Origin of the sequence: Pseudomonas sp. R45(2017) (genome assembly GCF_002112305.1) — a bacterium.
Lineage (GTDB): Bacteria > Pseudomonadota > Gammaproteobacteria > Pseudomonadales > Pseudomonadaceae > Aquipseudomonas > Aquipseudomonas paraglycinae.
On the sequence record NZ_NEHH01000002.1, the window covers coordinates 596,889 to 619,158 of the forward strand.

Here is a 22,270-nt window from a genome sequence, read left to right on the forward strand (position 1 = left end):
TATGTACCTGATCAACGGAAAGCTTCACAACGACTGCACTCTGGAATTCGCACTGGAACAACTTTATCCGGATTTGCCACAACGGTTGGCCACGGCGCTCGACACGTCGACTGTGCTTGGCGCAGCAGCCACTTTTGCCGAACGTCTGCAAGACCCGCACAGGGCATTGCCCATCGATGCCGAGCAACGTCAGTCACTGATCGAGTTCTGCCAACCCGCTGGCCTTCGGTGCAAGCTTGAGCGCGAGCTCGGCGAGCAACCGGGCAGCCTGCGTCGCCTCGACTATCGCCAGTCACGCTTTGAACGCTGGAGCCCGCTGGGCCTGGTGGTCCACATCACCCCCGGCAATGCGCCGCTGCTGGCTTTCTGTGCGGTGATCGAAGGCCTGCTGGCCGGCAACGTCAACTGGTTGCGCCCCAGCAGCAGCGATCAGGGTGTGACGGCGCAATTACTTCATGAATTGGCGCAGTGCGATGCGACCGGCCAGATCGCCGCGCATGTCGCCGTCGTTCCGGCCAGCACGGCCCAGATCGGTCAACTGTGCCAACAGGCCAACGGCGTTTCAGCGTGGGGTGGTGAATCAGCACTGCAAGCCATCCGCCAGCAACTGGCGCCCGGCTGTCGCTGGATCGACTGGGGCCACCGCATCAGCTTCATCTACCTGACACCGGCAGCGGTCACGCCGCAAGCCCTGGACGCCGTGGCCGATGAAGTCTGCCGCCTCGATCAGCAGGCCTGCTCCAGCCCGCAATGGCTGCTGGTGGACAGTGACGATGAAAACACTTTGCGTTCAATCGGCGAGGGCCTTGCCGAGGCGTTCGAACGCCGCGCCCGACACTGGCCAGCCCTGTTGCCGTCGATTCAGGAGGCCTCGGAAATCACCACCCGCACGGCGATGGCGCGACTGGCTCACAGCTTTGCCGGTGTCAGCGGTCAGGTCTGGCAAACACCGGACTGGCGCGTCATCTGGAGCCACGACCAGACACTCGGCCCCTCGCCGCTGTTTCGCAGCCTGTTGCTTAAACCCCTGCCGCGCGCGCAAGCCTGCGAGGTGCTCTTGCCTTGGCGAAACGTGCTGCAAAGCGCCGCGCTGATGTGTGCCGAACACGAAATGGCCGAACTGGCTCAAACGCTGATCGCTGCGGGCGTAACACGGGTTACCCCGGTGCAATTGATTCACGACGGCTACGAAGGAGAACCCCACGACGGTGTGTATGCCTTGCAACGCTTGAGCCGGCGCGTGTCGGTCAGCCTGCCGGCCACGGCGCTGATAACCCGCGCCACGCTTGATCTGCTGCCGACACCACCCTGCCTGGCCGATCTGCCGATCATGAGCAAGGACACCTTTGTCACCCGCCCGATCCATCCGGCGGCCCGCTTGTACTTCCGCTCCGGCGGCAGCAGCGGCACCCCGGCGTTGGCCGGCTACAGCTACCGCGATTTTGATCGACAGATGCGCGCCACCGCCGACGGTTTGTTCGCGGCGGGTCTCGACCCGAGCCGCGACCGGGTGATGAACCTGTTCTTCAGTGGCGGGCTGTATGGCGGTTTCTTCAGTTTTTCCAAAGCGCTGGAGATGTTGGGGGTCACGCACCTGCCGATGGGCGCGCCGGCCGATGACGATTACCGCGAGATCGCGCAGATAATCATCGACCAACGCGTCACCGTGCTGGTCGGCATGCCCAGCTCCCTGAACCGTCTGTTCCTCAATGAGCAGGCACGGCTGCGCGAATATGGCGGGATCGAAAAGGTCTTCCTCGGCGGCGAACACCCCAGTGAACAAAGCCTCGCGCTGATGCGCGACTGTGGCGTCGGGCTGATCCGATCGGCCGTTTACGGCAGTGTCGACGCCGGGCCGCTCGGCCATGCCTGCCCGGCCACCGGCGATGGCGTGTTTCATCTGATGAGCGATATCCAGCACCTGGAAATCGTCGAATTCGAGGCCGATCGGTCGGTGATCGGCGGTGAAACCGGGCGTCTGGTGTTCACCTCCATCGAACGTGAAGGGCAGGACGTGCGGCGCTACGACGTCGGAGACAGCGGTCGCTGGATTCCGGGTCTGTGTGACTGCGGGCTGCCCACACCGCGTTTCGAACTGCTTCAACGTCACGGCAGGTTGATGCGCATCGGCACGGACTTCATCTGCCTGGCGCTACTGGCGGAGCACCTGCAGACCGAGTTCCAGCTGATCCTCGAACATGCCCCCGACGGACTCGAGCGCATGCGCTTTCGCAGTCCACGGCAACCCGATGATGTTCAGCGTCGCCTGCTGGAGTATCCGACGCTGGCCACGCTCATCCAGACGGGTCTTCTGACCGTGGACGTGGAGGTCTGCTGCAGCGACGGATTTACCCGTAACAAACACAGCGGCAAGACACCGCTGCTGATCGACAATCGGGGTGTCGGTCCCCGCGCAAACAGGCAAGGAGCCGCTCATGAACACAGGGTTTGAACTGCAAGAACTGGTCACGTTTGCACGAGAGCATTCGGGCTTTTATGCGAACCACTTCGCCGACGTTTCCCTGCCCGTCACATCGCTGGAACAATTGCCGGTGATTGACCCCGTTGCTTACTGGAAAGGCAGTCATGACCTCGACCACTGGCCTGTCATGACGGCGCCTTTGAATGACGCGCTGATCCTCAAAACGGGAGGAACTACCAGTGCCGGCAAGTTTTCACTGTTCCGGCGCGAGGAATGGCAGACGCTGGTGGCGGACTTCGGTCGCAGTCTCGGCTCGCAGTTGAGCCCCGGCGACCGCGTCGCCAACCTGTTTTTCGTCGGCGACCTGTATGCCAGTTTCATCTTCACCCACGATGCGCTGGCGCATGTGCAAGCGGAGGTTATCGAGTTTCCCTTCACCGGCCATATCGACCCAAGTGTCCTGGCCGATGCGATTGCCCGACACCGGATCAATGTCCTGGCCGGCGTGCCTGCGCACCTGTTGACCTTTGCAGCATGGCTAGAACAACACGGCCGGGTTCTGAAGGAGGTCACCACCCTGCTCTACGCCGGTGAAAGCCTGTTTGATGCTCAGTTGCAGCGGCTGGCGCGAGTCTTTCCCCAGGCCCGGGTGGCCTCCATCGGCTACGCCAGTGTCGATGCCGGATTCATTGGCGCCAGCCATCGTGACTGTGCCCTGGGCGAGCATCGGATCCCCGAAAGTCACGGTGTGCTGGAAATTCTCGACGAGCACACCGGTGAAGTGATCGATGAATGCGACCGGGTCGGGCGCCTGGTGATGACCAATCTCACGCGCCGTTTGATGCCGCTGATCCGCTACCCGGTGGGCGATCGTGCTTGCTGGCGAGAGCCGTCGGGAACGCCCCGGCGCAAGTTCGCGTTGATGGGCCGCTGCGCCGACAGCCAGCGCGTGCGGGTGGGCATTCTGAACCTGCTGCCGCAATCGATCGGCGACACCGTATGGCGCGTCACCGGCAGCGATGATTGGCAACTGGTGATCGAGCAGGACGGCGCCATGGATATCCTGAGCCTGCACTGGGCGCCGGACGCCCTGACACCTGTGAACGCTGAGGCCGACCAGACGCTGCACAGTGCATTGATCGAAGACTATCCGTTGATCAAGCAACTGAGCGCCGATCACCTGCTGGTATTGCGGATTCGCTGCTGCAAGGTTCAGGAACTGGCACGCCATCCACGCTCCGGCAAGCGTCAACGTGTGCTCGATCGGCGCGTCTACAACGGCACTGGCCAGGAGCCTTGCTGATGGAAGCGATCACCCTGCGAGGCTACCGCACCAGTGACGCTCCGGCGGTCAGTCGCCTGTTCAGAAAGATCTACGGCGACCATTACGCCCAGCCGCATGTGTATCTGCCCCGGATGATCAGCCAGAACCATGCCGACGGCCGCTGGCACTCGTTGGTGGCGGTGGCGAACGGTCAAGTGGCTGGGCATTCCACATTGATTCTCGACAAAGAATCGTCCCTCGCCGAACTGGCACTGAGCGTGGTGGATCCGCAGATCCGTGGGCAAAACGTCGCCACGCAACTGAGTCGACAGTTGCTGATCCATGCGCAGGCGCTGGGATATCAGGGGGTCACGATCAAGCAAATGACCCATCATCCCTACACCCAGAAAATGGCTGCCGGCCTTGGTTTTCACAACACCGGCTTGTTGCCCGACCATGCACCGTCGCCCTTTGGCGGCGCGGTGACGGAATCGCTGGTAATGGGTTACGCCCCGGTCGATGGTTATCAGCGCCCGCTGCCGGCCTTGACCTGGCCGGACGAATGCCGTGAGTTCATGCAGCAGATGTGCGACGTGTTCGGAACGCGGTCGAACGTGTCGCCCTGGGTCGGCGCACCGGCGCAGCTGAAACAGCGATGGGGGCGATATGACGGGATTTTCAGTGAAGTGGACGACAGTTTGATCAAGCAGCTGCAACAACTGCCCGGACATTGGCTGATTTCGATCAGGCTCAGGCTGGCACAAGGGTTTGACAATGCCTGGCGCCGGTTATCGACGATGGGGTTCGTGTTCAGCGGGCTGGCGCCCGATGACAGAAGTGCAGGATGGCTGGCGCTTTTTCATCGCGGTTTCCAGCCAAAATCCTTGACGCTGCATTGCCCGCAGATGCAGCGGTTGCATGACGGGATGCAGCGGCAGGTCGCCTTGCGCCCAAAACTCCACGCTTGCGGCAATCGCCCATAAACGAAAGGGCCCGCCCCGTTACCGGGGCGGGCCCTGTCTATCATGCCTTGGCTTTGACACCTTGATCGGTAGGAGGCTTGCGCTCCCCGCCCTGACCGTAAGTCTGCAGGTTCTGCAGTACGTAAATGGCTTTCTTGTACTCGGGGATCAACGTATTCGCGTACTTGTTGCCCTTGAGATTGTTGTTCTGGATGGTATCCAGTTGTGTCGCGAAATATTCCAGCGCATTGAACTTGGCATCCGGATCCTTCTGGATGCCGAAGCGATCGAACTTGTCGCCGGCATTGAGCAAGGTCATGGACGTGATCTCGGAAATCAGGCCCCGGCTACGCAACATTGCACTGAGGCTGCCCAATTGCTTGGCTGAAACATTGGTGGGATCGAAACCCTTGATGTTCTTGTGCAGACCCTGCTTGTCCATCTCTGCGGTACTGATCGCGGTGGGGTCGTTGCCGACCAGGGCCAGCATCTGCTTGACCTTCACACTTTGAGAAACCGGTTTGCTCGAGCTTCCTGTATCTCGAACCAGCAAACCCGCCTTGGGTTGCCAGGCACCGGTATAGCCGATAGTCATGAGCAAGCTCCTTGCGAGGAAAACATGAAAAATTCCTTGTTGAACCACTTTTGAGTTGCCCGGAGTATCGGCCGGCAAACTAATGGCACCAACTCCTTTCTGCACTTTTTTACAATTTTTGTACATTCACGATACAAACCGGCAACAGCCCCGGAAATACGGGACTAGAGCGTTCATGACAATGTGATGAAAGTGGGTTTGTTGCTCTAATGTTCGGGACGGTTAGTTCTCGTGTATCAGGTCGGATACGTTCCTTTGGTCGGGATCGCCTCTTTTAGGACGAAAGTACCTAAAGCTTCCCGAGGACCCGACGATACGTTAGGAAACCCGCGCTGTTTTTTCCCTGCCCACAATAAGAATCCCTGCTCAAGGACCGGTTTCCATGCCCGCATTCCGCACCATTCAGGCTCGTTACACGCTGTTTCTGGTTCTGTTCATTCTGTTGTTGTCGGTGCTCACCGTGGTTGGCATCAGCCAATTGGTCGCGCCCAAGTTGCGCCACACCGAAGAGCAAGTGGTGCTCAACCGCATTGCTGAAGTGGCCGAGCAAATCCAGGGCGAATTGAACAAGGTCCAGGCGCAACAGCGCAGCATTACCCAGACCATCCCGCTGCTCGACAGCGCGGCCATCGACACCGTGTTGCCGGGGCTGGTAGATCAATACGGCGAACTGAAAGTCTTCGGCGGCGGCATCTGGCCGCTGCCCGGTCAGCGTGAGGCCGGACGCAACAAGTTCAGTACGTTCTGGCACCGCGATGCCTCCGGCAAACTGGCGGTGAACACCTTCTGGAACAGCGACGCGGCCCCCAACTATTACGACCAGAGCTGGTACAAGGGCGGCATGCAGACCCCGCGCGGCCAATGCGCCTGGGCCGCTGCCTATAAAGATGACGCCAGCGCCGAACCGCGCACCAACTGCGCCATGGCCATCCAGAAAAACGGCAGCGCCTGGGGCGTCTCGACCATCGACGTGACATTGGGCTTCTTCAACGAGTTGGTGGCGCGCAAGGAAAAAGACCTCAACGCCGAAATGCTGATCGTCGAGGCCGACGGCAAGATCATCAGCAACAGCTCGCGCATCAGCGGGCCGATCGTGCTGAAGAACATCAGCGAACTGGCCGGCGGCTCGACCTTCGCCAGCCAGGTCAAGGCCGGACTGCAAAATCGCGAGCAGGCGCAGCGCGTCGAATTCGACAACCACGGTGAAGCCAGCACCTTCTTCATGCGCCCGATCGAAGGCACCCCGTGGTTCCTCGCCACCGCACTGCCGACCAAAATGCTCACCGCCCAGCGTGACGACGTGCTCAGCAGCCTGAGCCTGCTGCAGATTCCGCTGGTGATCCTGCTGGTGCTGTTGCAGGTCTACGCGATTCGCCAACTGGTTTCGCGCATGAAAGCGCTGAAAGCCAACATCGATTCGCTGTCCAGCGGTGATGCCGACCTGACCCGGCGCATCACCATCCGCGCTGAAGATGAGCTCGGCGCCATCGGGCATTCGGTCAACACCTTTATCGCCTATCTGCAGAACATGATCGGCGAAGTCACCCAGGCCACTGGTGCAATGGCTTCGAGCCTCGACAACCTGCAGCGTACCTCGGCGCACACCAGCCAGATTCTGCTGCGCCACGCTTCGGAAACCGACCAGACCGTCACCGCCATCAACGAGATGAGTTCGACCGCTGAAAGCGTCGCCCAGAATGCCGCTGAAACCGCAGCCTTCACCCAGCGCGCCAACGAAAACGCCGACCGTTCGCGAGTGGTGGTTGGCGAAGCGTCAAGCAGCGTGGTCGCACTGATCGACGAAGTGGCCAGCGCCACCCACAAGGTCGAAAGCATGCAGCAGGACGCCCAGCGCATCACCGAAATCCTCGGCGTGATCGGCGCCATCGCCGGCCAGACCAACCTGCTGGCGCTCAACGCGGCAATTGAAGCAGCGCGTGCCGGAGAACAGGGCCGTGGTTTTGCGGTGGTGGCAGACGAAGTGCGTGCCCTCGCCGCCCGTACCCAGGCCAGCACCTCGGAAATCAACGAAATGTTGAGCCGCCTGACCCAGGGCGTCAGTTCGTCGGTCAGCGCCATGGAAAACACCCAGGCCAGTTGTCAGTCAGCCGCGGACGCCACTGCGCGAGTCAACAGTGGCCTCGACGAGATGGCCGGTTCGGTCAGCCACATCAACAGCCTCAGCACCCAGATCGCCACCGCCGCCGAGCAGCAAAGCGCGGTCACCGAAGAGATCAACCGCAGCATGGTGCAGATCCGCCACATGGTTGACGAGCTGGTGGAAAGCGGCCAGGCCAGCGAACTCAACACCCGTCAGCTGCTGGAAGCCAACAGCCGGGTGAGCGCGATCATGGGGCGCTTCAAGGTTCGCTGACGGTTTTGTCATCTTGCGCTCAGTGGCCTGTCAGCTTTGATCTACGATCATGTTGGCAGGCCTGCCCCGTATCACTTGGAAACACTCCGTTGATGCCCGGCAGGAAAAACAGGTCAAAATGCCTTCCTTTTTTGACCGTTCCTCCTTTGATCCGAGAGCCCTCCATGCGAAACCACCTGCGTCTGGCCGCCCTGAGCGCCCTGTTCATCTCCTCCCTGGTGCAAGCCGCCGACCTTATCCCGATCGAAGTCCACCGCGACGCCAACTGCGGCTGTTGCAAAAAGTGGATCAGCCACCTGGAAGCCAATGGCTTCAAGGTCGAAGACCACGTCGAATCCGACATGAGCAGCTTCAAGCAACAACACGGCGTGCCGCCGCGTCTGGCGTCCTGCCACACCGCCATCATCAACGGCAAATTCGTCGAAGGCCATGTTCCGGCGGAACAGGTGCTGGCCCTGAGCAAGCGTGACGACCTGCTGGGCGTTGCCGCACCGGGCATGCCGATGGGCTCGCCGGGCATGGAAATGGACGGCATGAGCGATGCGTATCAGGTGATCGGCCTGAAGAAAGACGGTGCCGATGTGGTGGTGGCGGATTACCCGGCCCATTGATGACGGCGGGTTATCTCGGGCTGTTCCTGGCCGCATTCGGTGCGGCGACGTTATTGCCACTGCAATCGGAGGCCGTGCTGGTCGGGCTGCTGGTCAGCGACCGTTATTGGTTGTGGGGGCTGCTGGCCGTGGCGACGCTGGGCAATGTCCTGGGTTCGCTGGTGAACTGGTGGCTGGGGCGCGGGCTGGAACGGTTTCAGGACCGGCGCTGGTTTCCGGTCAGCCCGAAGCATATGGCGCGCGCCCGCGTTCACTATCAGCGCTATGGTCACTGGTCGCTGCTACTCAGTTGGCTGCCGGTGATCGGCGATCCGCTGACGTTGATCGCCGGGGTCATGCGCGAACCTCTTGGGCGATTCCTGCTGATCGTCACTCTCGCCAAAGGCGCCCGCTACGGGGTGCTGGCGATGCTCACCCTTGGCTGGCTCGGTTGAACGATCCGGCCCGGGGATTGCCTGTGTTTAACGTCGCCCTAATCCGGCCGTTCCAGCATCGGCCGATTTCTTGTGGAGTTGTCCTATGTCTGTGTCGCTGACCCGCTGGCTGCCCGGCCTGGTGTTGACCGCCGCCCTGCCCCTGCTTGCTCACGCCGAAGGCCCGCAATACGGGCCGGAGCTGCAAGGTTTCGATTATCCCTACACCCTCAAGCACTTTGCCTTTCAGTCCCAGGGCAAGTCGCTGCAGATGGGTTACATGGACGTCGCCGCTGATGGCAAGGCCAACGGACGCACCGTGGTGCTGATGCACGGCAAGAATTTTTGCGGCGCGACCTGGGACAGTTCGATCAAGGCCCTGAGCGAGGCCGGCTACCGGGTGGTCGCCCCGGACCAGATCGGCTTCTGCACCTCCAGCAAACCCGATCACTACCAGTACACCTTCCAGCAACTGGCGGCCAACACCCAGAAACTGCTCAAGGCGCTGGGCATCCAGAAAGCCACCCTGCTCGGCCACTCCACCGGCGGCATGCTCGCCACCCGTTACGCGCTGCAATACCCGGATCAGGTCGAGCAACTGGCGCTGGTCAATCCGATCGGCCTGGAAGACTGGAAAGCCCTCGGCGTGCCGTATCGCAGCGTCGATCAGTGGTATCAGCGCGAATTGAAAGTCACCGCCCAGGGCATTCGCGACTATGAACGCACGACCTATTACGACGGCCGCTGGAAACCCGAATTCGACCGTTGGGTCGACATGCTCGCGGGCCTGAGCAACGGCCCGGGCAAGACTCAGGTCGCATGGAACTCGGCGCTGATCTACGACATGATCTTCACCCAGCCGGTGTACTACGAGTTCAAGGACCTGAAGATGCCGACCCTGATGCTGATCGGCACTTCCGACACCACCGCCATCGGCAAGGACATTGCGCCGCCCGAAGTGAAAGCCAAAATCGGCCACTACGAGGTGCTGGGCAAGCAGGTGGCAAAACTGATTCCTCAGTCCACGCTGGTGGAATTCCCCGGCATGGGCCACGCGCCGCAGATGGAAGAGCCGGCGAAATTCCACGAGGCACTGCTCGGCTGGCTGGACAAAACCAATCCCGTTCGTTGAAGAGGTAACGCTGATGGCGGTGCAGATTGCGGTGATCGATGACTGGCAGGACGTCGCGCGGGGCGTAGTTGACTGGTCGGTGCTCGACAGTCTCGGCGAAGTCACCTTCGTCCATGAGTACCCGGCGGACAACGCCACGCTGGCCGAACGTCTGGGCCAGTTCGAAGTGATCTGCGTGATGCGCGAACGCACACGCTTCGATGAAGACCTGCTCAAACGCCTGCCGAATCTGAAGCTGCTGGTCACCGGTGGCATGCGCAACGCGGCGCTGGACATGCCGGCCGCTGCTCGCCTCGGGATCAAGGTCTGCGGCACCGACAGCTATAAACACGCGGCGCCGGAACTGACCTGGGCGCTGATCATGGCCGCCACCCGCAATCTGCTGAACGAAGCCAATGCCTTGCGCGCCGGCCAGTGGCAGCAAGGCCTCGGTGGCGACCTGCACGGCAAGACCCTCGGCATTCTCGGGCTCGGCAGCATCGGTCAACGGGTGGCGCAGTTCGGTCAGGTGTTCGGCATGCGCGTGATCGCCTGGAGCGAAAACCTCACCGCCGAGCGCGCCGAGCAGGCCGGCGTCACTTATGTCAGCAAGCAGCAATTGTTCGAACAGTCTGACGTGCTGTCGGTGCACCTGGTGCTCAGTGATCGCAGCCGGGGGCTGGTCGATGCCCAGGCGCTGGACTGGATGAAGCCGACCGCGCTGCTGGTCAACACCGCGCGCGGACCGATTGTCGACGAGGCGGCGCTGATCAAGGCCTTGCAGAAACAGCGCCTCGGCGGTGCAGCCCTCGACGTGTTCGATCAGGAGCCGTTGCCGACCCTGCACCCGTTTCGCACCCTCGATAACGTGCTGGCCACGCCCCATGTCGGCTATGTCAGCCGCCAGAACTATGAGCTGTTCTTTTCGCAGATGATCGACAACATTCAAGCCTGGTCAGCTGGAGAACCGATCCGCCTGCTCAACTGAGCCTCCTCGCCTTCGCGGGCAATTCCTGCCCGTGAAGCAGCACCCGCTGTCCGCCCGCCAACACAACTGTCCGCACCGCAACAGTGCGCTCGCACTTTCCCGGCGCCCAAAATCGTGACCGACCGGTCACCATTTTGCATCATCAACCCTGCCAAACATGCACTTCGTCGGGGCGTCCGCCTTGCCAAAGCCACGGATTTCGTGAGCCCGCAACAGATTGTCGAACAATTCATCCGATTGCCCTGGCCCGCTCTAGGATCTGGCCTAGACTGGTTTTCGCGGGGTAAAACCGGCCGGTCATAAAGTCAAAAATTCGTCGAAACTTTTGCAGATCGCGGCGGGTCATCTGATAGGCAGGGCCAAAGCGACTGGTTCAAGTCTTGCAATGGCCCCCTCACCCATTCTGCTTGCACGTGTTGGGTAGCGTTTGCTCACCGATGCGTGGCGCGTTTGCGCCCGGCCACAGGACCTGGCCATGGACATCGCTTGTTCAAGACAAGAATCAGATCAAAAAAGACGGGAGATTCATATGATCAGTGCGGCATTGGATATTCAGGGAGAACGGGCTCATCAGCCGATGGGTGACTCGAGCACCGTAAGCGTTCCCGGCAGCCGATCGATCAGCGTCCCGGGCACCAAGACGCTGACGCCAGTGGCCAGTCAGAACCCGAACAAGAAGAAAGTGTTGTTCGTGACCTCGGAAATCGCCGATCTGGTGAAGACCGGCGGTCTGGGAGACGTCTCTGCCGCCCTGCCCCGCGCCATGGCGCACCTGCATGACGTCCGGGTGTTGATCCCCGGTTACCCGCAAGTGATGAACAGCGAGAATCCGATCCACATCATCGGCGAACTGGGTGGGCACGCCGCGCTGCCGCCCTGCAAGATCGGGCGCATGGACATGCCCGACGGTCTGGTGATTTATGTGTTGATCTGCCCTGAACTCTACGCCCGTGACGGCGGCCCGTATGGCGCCAACAACGGTCGCGACTGGCCGGACAACCACATCCGCTTCGCCCGTCTGGGTCTGGCCGCCGCCGATATCGCCGCCAACCTCGCGCAAATCCACTGGTGCCCGGATCTGGTGCATGCCCACGACTGGCCGGCCGGGCTGGCACCTGCGTACATGCACTGGCGCGGGCAGCGCACGCCGACCCTGTTCACCATTCACAACCTCGCGTATCAAGGCGTGACCAGCCTCGGCTCTTGCCCGGAACTCGGGATTCCCGCCCATGCCCTGCAACAGGAAGGCATGGAGTTCTACGGCAAGATGTCGTTCCTCAAGGCCGGCATGGCTTATTCGAGCCACATCACCACGGTCAGTGCCACTTACGCGCAGGAAATCACTACCCCGGATTTCGGCTGCGGTCTGGACGGTTTTCTCGCCGCCAAGACCCAGCAAGGTTTGCTCAGCGGCATTCCCAACGGCATCGATGAAAGCTGGGATGCCGCCACCGATCCACATCTGTTTGCACCGTTTGCCATCGGTGACTGGGAAGGCAAAGCGGTGAACGCCGCCCATGTGCGCGAACTGTTCGGTCTGCAAGATTCCGAAGGCCCGCTATTTGCCGTGGTCTCGCGTCTGGTCTATCAAAAAGGCCTCGACCTGACCGAAGCGGTATCGGAATACATCGTCCAGAACGGTGGCCAGATCGCGATCATCGGCCGTGGCGAACCGGAAGAAGAACAGGCCATGCGTGAACTGGCGCTGCGCTTCCCCGGCCAGATCGGCGTGCGCATCGGCTTCAATGAAACCGACGCCCGCCGGATGTTTGCCGGCAGCGATTTCCTGCTGATGCCATCGCGCTATGAACCGTGCGGCCTGAGCCAGATGTACGCCCAGCGCTTCGGCTCGCTGCCGGTAGCACGCAACACCGGCGGGCTGGCCGACACCATTGAAAACGGTGTTACCGGTTTCCTGTTCAACGAATCGACCGCGGACAGCTACCGCGAAGCCCTGAGCCGCGCGTTCAAGGTGTTTGCTTTCCCCGACCTGCTGCACGCCATGCGTTGCCGGGCGATGGCTGCGCCGTTCAACTGGTGCAAGGCTGTCGAACCCTACGCCGAACTCTACGAACAACTGGTGGCCAAGGCGCTGGGTAAAACGCACCACAAATAACCAGGGAGGTTTTCAACGATGCCGTCACGGACACCTGAAAGCTGGCCCCACGGCGCGATCATGCTGGATGCCGAGCACACCCAATTCGCGCTGTGGGCGCCGGATGCATTTTACGTCAGCGTCGAGCTGGACAACGGCCAGTCCCTGCCCATGCTGCCCCAGGGCGAGGGCTGGTTTGTCATCAAGACCCGCTGCCCTGCCGGCAGCCGCTACCGTTTCAATATCGATGGCGAACTGGAGGTGCCCGACCCGGCCTCCAGGGCGCAGGACGGTGATCTCGACCGCCACAGCGTGGTGGTCGATCCGCACCGTTATTCCTGGCGCAACACCACGTGGCAAGGGCGCCCCTGGAATGAAGCGGTCATTTATGAACTGCATGTCGGCGCGCTCGGCGGATTTGCCGAAGTCGAGCAGCATCTCTCACGCCTCGCGGAGCTCGGCATCACCGCCATCGAACTGATGCCGATCGCGCAGTTTCCCGGCGATCGCAACTGGGGCTACGACGGCGTGCTGCACTACGCGCCGCAGGCCAGTTACGGCACGCCGGAACAACTCAAACATTTGATCGACAGTGCCCACGGTTATGGCCTGGCGGTGATTCTGGACGTGGTCTACAACCACTTCGGCCCCGACGGCAATTACCTGCACCGCTACGCCAAGGGCTTTTTTCGCGAAGACAAACACACGCCGTGGGGCGCGGCCATCGACTTCCGTCGTCGCGAAGTGCGGGACTTCTTCGTCGAAAACGCGTTGATGTGGCTACTGGAATACCGTTTCGACGGTCTGCGCCTGGACGCTGTGCACGCCATTCAAAGCCCCGATTTTCTGCCTGAACTGGCACATCGTATCCGTCAGCAGATCGACCCTGCCCGCTACGTTTGGCTGACCATCGAGAACGAACTCAACCAATCCAGCCTGCTGGAGGAGAACTACGACGCGCAGTGGAACGACGACGGCCATAACGCCCTGCACGTGTTGCTGACCGGTGAAACCGACGCCTATTACGCGGACTACGCGCTGCAACCAACCGAGCAATTGGCCCGCTGCCTGAGCCAGGGTTTCGTGTTTCAGGGGCATATCACCCGCCACGGCGAACCCCGCGGCGAGCCAAGCGAGCATCTGCCCTCCACCGCATTCGTGCTGTTCCTGCAGAATCACGACCAGATCGGCAACCGTGCCTTCGGCGAGCGCCTGCATCAATTGGCCGACCCGCGCGCGGTGGAGGCTGCGACAGCGCTGCTGTTGTTGTCACCGATGATTCCGCTGATGTTCATGGGCGACGAGTACGCCGCCGAACAGCCGTTCCTGTTTTTCACCAGCCACCATGGCGAACTGGCGAAACTGGTGCGCGAAGGTCGGCGCAATGAGTTCGCGGCATTCAGTGCCTTCTCGGATCCGCACAAGCGTGAACAGATTCCCGACCCCAACGGCGAGCAGACCTTTCACGCCTCACAACCTCGCCTGACGGGTAACGGCACGCCTCGGCAACGGGAGACGTTGGCGCTGTACCGCCAACTGCTGCAATTGCGCCATCAATACATCATTCCCAACCTGTCCGGAACGCAGGCACTCGGCGCCCAGGTGCTGGGGCCCGGGGCGGTCAGCGCGCGCTGGCGGCTGGGCGATGGCAGCGAGCTGCGAATCGACCTGAACCTCAGCGATACGCCAGTGGTCAACCTTCCACAGACTGATTCGGTGTGGCTGTTTCGCCAGCCACCCGACACAGGCCTGTCGGATGAGGGGCAACTGCCCCCGTATTGCGCGCTCGTCAGCCTCACGGCCGCAACCCCTTTGCCACCCTTGGATGGAGAGCGCCTATGAGCGATGCGCAACTGGAAATTCTCGCCAGCCGAGCCGGCCTTGCCGTCGACTGGATCGACGCCAACGGGCGAGCGCAAAAAGTCGCCCCGGCGGTGCTGCGCAATGTGCTGACCGGCCTCGGCCACCCGGCCGGAACGGCCCAGGAAATCGACGCCAGCCTGCTTGAACTGCAACAGGTACAGGAAAATCGCCATCTGCCGCCACTGCTCACTGCCGATGTTGGCGTGGGCGTGGACCTGGCCCGTTATTTCGAACCCGAAACCCCTTGCGAGATTCACCTTGAAGACGGCTCGCGCCTGAGCCTCAAACTGGATGCCGAGGCCGTGCTGCCCGGCGAAATTCCGGTCGGCTACCAGCAAGTGCATATCGCCGATCAACAATTCACCCTGGCCGTGGCACCGGAACGCTGCTTCAGCGTGGGTGACGCGGTGGACAGCCCGATCCCGCGCGCGTGGGGCCTGAGCGTGCAGCTTTATGGCTTGCGCCGTCCCGGCGATGGCGGTTTCGGCGACACTCAGGCCCTGGAAGAACTGGCCCGGGTGGCCGGCGAGCGCGGCGCCGATGCCTTGGCGATCAGCCCGCTGCACGCGATGTTCAGCGCCGACACCGGGCGCTACAGCCCTTACTCGCCGTCCAGTCGGCTGTTTCTCAATCCGCTGTACGCCGCACCGGGCGCGATCCTCGGCGAGCGCGCGCTGCGCGATGCGATTGACGCAACTGGCCTGAACGATCAGTTCGAACAACTGGAAAACCTGAAACTGATCGACTGGCCGAAAGCCGCCGAGGCCAAACTGAAACTGCTACAAGCCTTGTACGACGGCTTCATCAGCGGCGAACACCCGTTGCACGCCGACTTCTCCAGCTTTCGTGATGCCGGCGGCGAAGCGCTGGAGAACCACTGCCGCTTCGAAGCCATTCAGGAGATGCGCGCCGCCCGTGGCGAAAGCCTCGACTGGCGCCAATGGCCGGAGCACTGGCACGACCCGCGCGGCGCCGCCCTCGGCGCGTTTGCCGAGGAGTACGCCGAGCGCATCAGTTACTTCGCGTTCTGCCAATGGTTGATTCACCGCTGCCTGGAACGCGCCCAGACCGCCGCTCGCAGCGCCGGCATGGGCATCGGCCTGATCGCTGACCTGGCGGTGGGTGCCGACGGCGCCGGCAGTCAGGCCTGGAGCTTTCAGGACGAACTGCTGGCCTCGCTGACCGTCGGCGCGCCGCCAGACATCCTCAATCGCTCGGGCCAGGGCTGGGGCATTTCCGCGTTTTCTCCGGAAGGTCTTGTGCGTAACGGCTTTCGCGCGTTTATCGAGATGCTGCGCGCCAACTTCGCCCACGCCGGCGGGCTGCGCATCGACCATGTCATGGGTCTGCAACGGTTGTGGGTGATCCCCAACGGTTCCGCCCCGGCAGACGGTGCGTACCTGTATTACCCGGTGGACGACTTGCTGCGTCTGCTGACGCTGGAATCCCATCGCCATCAAGCGATCGTGCTCGGAGAAGACCTCGGAACCGTACCCGATGGCCTGCGGGAAAAACTCATCGCCCGGGCCATGCTCGGCATGCGCGTGCTGCTGTTCGAACAGGACAACACCCATTTTAAACCCATCCTCGACTGGCCGGACAACGCTCTGGCCACCACCAGCACTCACGATCTGCCAACACTCAACGGCTGGTGGCATGGCCGCGACATCGACTGGAATGCGCGACTGGGGCTGATCGATGCCAACGGCGAAATCGACTGGCGCCGTTACCGCCAACGCGAGCGTGAAGGCCTGCGCGGTGCCTTGAGCCAGGATCCGCAAAACTTTCGCGAGGAATCCCACGAGGCTGATCAAGTGGTCGATGCCGCTGTCCGCTTCCTCGGTCACACCCGCGCGCCGCTGGTGCTGTTGCCGCTGGAAGACGCGCTGGGCCTCGACGAGCAGGCCAACCTGCCCGGCACCATCGACACCCACCCGAACTGGTCGCGCCGCTTGCCGGCTACCAGCGAGGCGCTGCTCGACGGTGTCGACGCAGCAAGACGCCTGGAACTATTGGCGTGTGCCCGCCTTCAGGCAGCCGAGCGTGACCAATGAGTGCATTGCCTATCCAGATACTGCGCGCCACGGTCCGCCTGCAATTTCATCGCGGTTTTACCCTAGATCAGGCGGTGCCGCTGGTGCCGTACTTCGCCCGACTCGGCATCAGCCACATTTATGCCTCACCGCTGCTCGCCGCCCGCGCCGGCTCCATGCATGGCTACGATGTGGTCGACCCGACCCGGGTGAATCCGGAACTTGGCGGCGAGCCGGCCTTGCGCCGTCTGGTCGCCAGCCTGCGCGAACACGGCATGGGGCTGATCCTCGACATCGTCTCCAATCACATGGCGGTCGGTGGCGGTGACAACCCGTGGTGGCTCGACCTGCTGGAATGGGGCCGGCTCAGCCCCTACGGCGAGTTCTTCGACATTCAGTGGCACTCCCCTGACCCGTTGATGGAAGGCCAGTTGCTGCTGCCGTTTCTCGGCAGCGATTACGGCGTCGCGCTCCAGGACGCGACCCTGCCGCTGGTTTTCAACGCCGAGAGCGGCACGTTCCACGTCGAGCATTACGAGCATCACTTCCCGATCTGCCCCGGCGATTACGGTGAACTGCTCAAGTCCGATGACGCTTCCAGCGAGGCGCTCAAGGGCCTAGCCGACCGCTTCAGCGCGCTCAGTTACCAGACCGACGCCCGCTCACTGGCCATCCCGCTCAAGGAAGAACTTCAGCAGCTGGCCAGCGACCCGCACATCCTCCAGGCCATTCAGCGCAACCTGACGCATTACGATTCGAAGACCGAAGAAGGTTTTCAACGCCTGCACCAATTGCTGGAGCGGCAAAGCTATCGCCTGGCGAGCTGGCGCACGGCGGCGGACGACATCAACTGGCGGCGCTTCTTCGACATCAACGAGCTCGGCGGTTTGCGCGTCGAGCGTCCGGCGGTGTTCGAAGCGACTCACGGCAAGATTTTCCAGTTGATCGGCGAAGGCCTGATCGACGGCCTGCGCATCGACCACATCGACGGCCTCGCCGACCCGCGCAGCTACTGCCGCAAACTGCGCCGCCGCCTCGACCATCTGGCACCGGGCCGGCACTTGCCGATCTATGTCGAGAAGATCCTCGGCGACGGCGAAACCCTCCCCACCGACTGGTCCGTGGACGGCAGCACCGGTTATGAATTCATGAACCAGCTGTCGCTGCTGCAACACGATCCGGACGGCGAACATGTGCTGGGCGATTTGTGGAAACGCCGCACCGAACGCCCCTCTGCGTTTATCGAGGAAGCGCAACTGGCGCGCCAGCAGATCCTCAACGGCTCGCTGGCCAGCGATTGCGAAAGCGTCGCCCAGGCCCTGCTGCAAGTGGCGCGCGATGACCTGATGACCCGCGACCTCACGCTCGGCTCGATTCGTCGGGTGTTGCAGGCGTTGATCGTGCACTTCCCGGTCTATCGCACCTACATCACCCCGATGGGCCGCTCGGCGCGGGACGAGGTGTTTTTCCAGCAGGCCATGGACGGTGCGCGGCAGACATTGAGCGAAGCCGATTGGCCGGTGCTGGACTCCGTAGCCGGTTGGCTTGGCGGCCAGCCGTGGAGGCGCAAACCCCGTGGCCGTTCGCGCAAGATTCTGAAGCATGCCTGCGTGCGTTTTCAGCAGCTCACTTCGCCGGCCGCGGCCAAAGCCGTGGAAGACACCGCGCTGTATCGCTCGGCAGTGCTGCTGTCGCGCAATGACGTCGGTTACAACACCGAGCAGTTCAGCGCGCCGGTCAGCGACTTTCACGCGGTGAACCAGCAACGTCTGGCGAGCTTCCCCGATAACCTGCTGGCCACCGCCACCCACGACCACAAACGCGGCGAAGACACTCGCGCGCGGCTGGCCGTGCTCAGCGAACGCAGCCATTGGTATGCCGAGCAGATAGAGCTGTGGCGCGCGCTCGCTCGGCCGCTGCGCGATGACGATGAACTGCCGTCGTCGGCGGACGAGTTGATCCTCTATCAGGCGCTGCTCGGCAGCTGGCCGCTGGACCTGCGCGACGACGATCAGGCCGGTTTCGCCGACTACGCCAAACGCGTCTGGCAGTGGCAGCAGAAAGCCCTGCGCGAAGCCAAGCTGCAAAGCAGCTGGAGTGCGCCGAACGAGGCTTACGAAAACGCGGCTCAGGCGTTCACCGAACAACTGCTGCTGGCCCCCGAAGGCGAACTGCTGCGCGGTGCGCTCGCCAAGACCGTCAACAGCATCGCTGCCGCCGGCGCTCTCAACGGTCTGGCGCAAACCTTGCTGCGCATGACCGTGCCGGGGGTGCCGGATCTGTATCAGGGCAACGAGTTCTGGGACTTCAGCATGGTCGACCCGGACAACCGCCGGCCAGTGGACTACGCCGCCCGGCAGCAGGCGCTGGAGGCTCCCGCTCCGGTTCAGGAACTGTTGGTCAACTGGCGCGACGGGCGAATCAAGCAAGCATTGATCGCCCAGGTGCTGCGCCTGCGCGCCGACGACACCGAGTTGTTTCGCCAGGGTTCGTACCAGGCCCTCGAGGTACTGGGCAGCCAGGCGCACAACGTGCTCGCGTTTGCCCGTGAGCATGGGGAGCGACGGATCATCGTGATCGTGCCGATCCGTTGCGCAACATTGCTGGAAAACAGTGCTGTGCCGATGGTTGACGCGCTGCGCTGGGGCGATACACGGGTCGTTCTACCGTTCGACGCCTCTGACGAAAATCTGAAGGGACTTTTTTCGAGCACCGCAGTCACAAAAAACAGGGAGCTGCAGGTCAGCACCGCGCTGGGGGATTTCCCGGTCAATCTGCTTATCCAACACGTCTAGCAGCATGAGTTCAGTTCAGGAGCATTGCGATGAGTACCGACGATAAACGCATCCGCGAATTCGCCTATCAGATCTGGGAATCCGAAGGTAAACCCGAAGGCCAGGAATCGCGCCACTGGGAGATGGCGCGCAAACTCGCCGAAGCCGAGGCGCTGGCACCGAAAAAATCGCCAAAGGCTGCCGGCAGTAAAACCGCCGGCAAGACCGCCACCAGCAAAGCCGTTGATGGCAAGACACCTGCTGCCAAACCCAAGGCCACGACGGCCAAGGCCAAGCCTGCCGGTGCCGCGAAAGTGATTCCCCCGGGCGAAAAAGCCACCGAGAAAAAGCCCCGCGCGCCGCGCAAGCCGCCTGCGGTCTGACGCCCCCGAACCATTGATTTGAATAACCGTGTGGCGGGTTCGCTCGCCACCGAGGGCTCGTTCGTCCTCGAAAACTCGCCATTCCCTTGTGGGAGCGAGCCTGCTCGCGATTGCGGCTGGACATCCACCGCGGGTGTCAACAGGTACAAAGCCATCGCGAGCAGGCTCGCTCCCACAGAAGATTGATGTTCACCCTGACTTACTGACTTGCAGGAGCACCTATGACCCGTCCAAAGAAAGCCGAGCCCACCGCGCACGCCGAACCCTCGCGCATCCGTGAAGGCCTGCCCTTCCCGCTCGGCGCGACCTGGGATGGTCTGGGGGTGAACTTCGCGCTGTTTTCCGCCAACGCCACCCGCGTTGAACTGTGCATTTTCGACGATGCCGGCGAAGTCGAACTCGAGCGCATCGAGCTGCCGGAATACACCGATGAGATCTACCATGGCTATCTGCCCGATGCACATCCGGGCCTGATTTATGGCTACCGGGTCTACGGCCCGTACGACCCGGCCAACGGCCACCGCTTCAACCACAACAAATTGCTGATCGACCCGTACGCCAAACAACTGGTGGGCGAGTTGAAATGGTCCGAGGCGCTGTTCGGCTACACCATCGGCCACCCCGACGCCGACCTCAGTTTCGACGAGCGCGACAGCGCGCCCTTCGTCCCCAAGTGCAAAGTCATCGACCCGGCGCACACCTGGGGCCACGACCATCGCGTCAGCGTGCCGTGGGACAAGACCATCATTTACGAGACCCACGTGCGCGGCATCAGCATGCGCCACCCTTCGGTGCCGGAGAACGTGCGTGGCACGTTTGCCGGACTGATGGTCGACGACGTGCTGGAGCACATTCGCAAACTCGGCGTGTCGACTGTTGAATTGCTGCCGATCCATGCCTTCGTCAACGACCAGCACCTGCTGCACAAAGGCATGACCAATTACTGGGGCTACAACAGCATCGCGTTCTTCGCCCCGGATCCGCGCTACCTGGCCAGCGGCAAGATTGCCGAGTTCAAGGAGATGGTCGCGCATCTGCACGACGCCAACCTCGAAGTGATTCTCGACGTGGTCTACAACCACACCGCCGAAGGCAACGAGCAAGGCCCGACCCTGTCGATGCGCGGGATCGATAACGCCTCGTACTATCGCCTGATGCCGGACGACAAGCGCTTTTACATCAACGATTCCGGTACCGGTAACACCCTCGATCTGAGCCATCCGTGCGTGCTGCAGATGGTCACCGACTCGCTGCGCTACTGGGCCAGCGAAATGCACGTCGACGGCTTCCGTTTCGATCTGGCGACCATCCTCGGTCGCTATCACGACGGTTTCGATGAACGTCACAGCTTCCTTGTTGCTTGCCGCCAGGATCCGGTGCTGCGTCAGGTGAAAATGATCGCCGAGCCTTGGGACTGCGGCCCCGGCGGCTATCAGGTCGGCAACTTCCCGCCGGGCTGGGTCGAGTGGAACGACAAGTTCCGCGACACCGTGCGCGCGTTCTGGAAAGGCGACGACGGCCAGCTCGCCGACTTCGCCAGCCGCATGACGGCCTCCGGGGAAATGTTCAACCAGCGTGGCCGCCGGCCTTATTCGTCGGTCAACTTCGTCACTGCTCACGACGGTTTCACCCTCAACGATCTGGTGTCCTACAACGACAAGCACAACGAGGCCAACGACGAAAACAATCAGGACGGCAGCAACAACAACCTGTCCTGGAACCACGGCGTCGAAGGCCCTACCGACGACCCGGAAATCAACGCGCTGCGCCACCGGCAGATGCGCAATTTCTTCGCCACCCTGCTGCTGTCCCAAGGCACGCCGATGCTGGTGGCCGGTGACGAATTTGCTCGTACCCAGGACGGCAACAACAATGCCTATTGCCAGGACAGCGAGATCGGCTGGGTCAACTGGGACCTGAGCGAGGACGGCAAGGCGCTGCTCAAATTCGTCAAGCGCCTGATCAAGTTGCGTCTGGCCTACCCGATCCTGCGACGCGGGCGTTTCCTGGTCGGCGAATACAACGAGGATATCGGCGTCAAGGACGTGACCTGGCTTGCGCCGGACGCCACGGAGATGACCACCGAACACTGGCATGACGCGCAGAACCGCTGCATGGGCATGCTGCTTGACGGTCGTGCCCAGGAAACCGGGATCCGCCGCAAGGGTGCCGACGCCACGTTGCTGCTGGTGGTCAACGCCCATCACGACATCGTCAACTTCACCTTGCCGGAAGTGCCTGAAGGCAGTTTCTGGACGTGCATGATCGATACCAACCAGCCATCGATCCGTGGCCAGGAGCGTTTTGAATTCGGTCATGAGTACTCGGTCACCGGGCGTTCTCTGCTGCTGTTCGAACTGCAACGCGAAGAAGAGGACTGAC

Annotated in this window: 14 protein-coding genes and 2 pseudogenes; 15 read left to right on the top strand and 1 reads right to left on the bottom strand. The window is 62.0% G+C overall.

What is annotated here, in order from left to right; all coding sequences use genetic code 11:
* Position 1 precedes the first annotated feature (1 nt).
* The 3 genes from CAF74_RS06910 to CAF74_RS06920 are packed head-to-tail and all read left to right on the top strand — an operon-like array spanning position 2 to position 4,669.
* Positions 2–2,452, top strand: coding sequence for an aldehyde dehydrogenase family protein (locus CAF74_RS06910; RefSeq protein ID WP_085745808.1), 2,451 nt, complete (start codon positions 2–4; stop codon positions 2,450–2,452).
* Positions 2,436–3,725 carry a phenylacetate--CoA ligase family protein gene (locus CAF74_RS06915; RefSeq protein WP_085745809.1) on the top strand — a complete coding sequence of 430 codons (1,290 nt, stop codon included), beginning with the start codon at positions 2,436–2,438 and terminating at the stop codon, positions 3,723–3,725. Before CAF74_RS06910 ends, CAF74_RS06915 begins: the two co-directional genes overlap by 17 nt.
* Positions 3,725–4,669 (top strand): GNAT family N-acetyltransferase, encoded by a 945-nt coding sequence (locus tag CAF74_RS06920; protein WP_085745810.1) that lies wholly within the window; start codon positions 3,725–3,727, stop codon positions 4,667–4,669. Before CAF74_RS06915 ends, CAF74_RS06920 begins: the two co-directional genes overlap by 1 nt.
* Positions 4,670–4,709: 40 nt before the next feature.
* On the opposite strand, the gene CAF74_RS06925 is transcribed toward CAF74_RS06920, so the two are convergent.
* A complete protein-coding gene (locus CAF74_RS06925; protein ID WP_085745811.1) occupies positions 4,710–5,243 on the bottom strand; it encodes a hypothetical protein in 534 nt (177 codons plus the stop codon).
* Between the two features lie 382 nt (positions 5,244–5,625).
* Here CAF74_RS06925 and CAF74_RS29595 point away from each other — a divergent pair.
* The 12 genes and pseudogenes from CAF74_RS29595 to glgX all read left to right on the top strand — a co-directional run.
* Positions 5,626–6,756, top strand: a pseudogene (locus tag CAF74_RS29595) (cache and HAMP domain-containing protein); the annotation flags it as partial.
* Positions 6,757–7,089: 333 nt separating this feature from the next.
* Positions 7,090–7,617, top strand: a pseudogene (locus CAF74_RS29600) (methyl-accepting chemotaxis protein); the annotation flags it as partial.
* Positions 7,618–7,781: 164 nt separating this feature from the next.
* A complete protein-coding gene (locus tag CAF74_RS06935; RefSeq protein WP_085745813.1) occupies positions 7,782–8,228 on the top strand; it encodes a DUF411 domain-containing protein in 447 nt (148 codons plus the stop codon).
* A complete protein-coding gene (locus CAF74_RS06940; protein WP_011333971.1) occupies positions 8,228–8,662 on the top strand; it encodes a YqaA family protein in 435 nt (144 codons plus the stop codon). The genes CAF74_RS06935 and CAF74_RS06940 overlap by 1 nt, the downstream gene beginning before the upstream one ends.
* Before the next feature lie 85 nt (positions 8,663–8,747).
* Positions 8,748–9,773, top strand: a complete 1,026-nt coding sequence (locus CAF74_RS06945) for an alpha/beta fold hydrolase (RefSeq protein WP_085745814.1) — start codon at positions 8,748–8,750, stop codon at positions 9,771–9,773.
* 13 nt (positions 9,774–9,786) lie between these two features.
* The gene (locus tag CAF74_RS06950) at positions 9,787–10,740 is read left to right on the top strand and encodes a D-2-hydroxyacid dehydrogenase family protein (RefSeq protein WP_085745815.1); all 954 of its coding nucleotides are present in this window, start codon (positions 9,787–9,789) and stop codon (positions 10,738–10,740) included.
* 529 nt (positions 10,741–11,269) lie between these two features.
* A complete protein-coding gene (gene glgA / locus CAF74_RS06955; protein WP_085745816.1) occupies positions 11,270–12,856 on the top strand; it encodes a glycogen synthase GlgA in 1,587 nt (528 codons plus the stop codon).
* Between the two features lie 18 nt (positions 12,857–12,874).
* On the top strand, positions 12,875–14,677 hold the full coding sequence (treZ, locus tag CAF74_RS06960) for a malto-oligosyltrehalose trehalohydrolase (protein ID WP_085745817.1): 1,803 nt from the start codon (positions 12,875–12,877) through the stop codon (positions 14,675–14,677).
* Entirely contained in the window at positions 14,674–16,752 is a 2,079-nt protein-coding gene (gene malQ / locus CAF74_RS06965) for a 4-alpha-glucanotransferase (protein WP_085745818.1), read from the top strand. Before treZ ends, malQ begins: the two co-directional genes overlap by 4 nt.
* Positions 16,749–19,526, top strand: a complete 2,778-nt coding sequence (locus CAF74_RS06970) for a malto-oligosyltrehalose synthase (protein WP_085745819.1) — start codon at positions 16,749–16,751, stop codon at positions 19,524–19,526. Before malQ ends, CAF74_RS06970 begins: the two co-directional genes overlap by 4 nt.
* 29 nt (positions 19,527–19,555) lie before the next feature.
* Positions 19,556–19,888: a DUF2934 domain-containing protein gene (locus CAF74_RS06975; protein WP_085745820.1), complete on the top strand. Its 333-nt coding sequence runs from the start codon at positions 19,556–19,558 to the stop codon at positions 19,886–19,888.
* A 221-nt stretch (positions 19,889–20,109) separates the two neighbouring features.
* Positions 20,110–22,269 (top strand): glycogen debranching protein GlgX, encoded by a 2,160-nt coding sequence (gene glgX / locus CAF74_RS06980; protein WP_085745821.1) that lies wholly within the window; start codon positions 20,110–20,112, stop codon positions 22,267–22,269.
* Position 22,270 lies beyond the last annotated feature (1 nt).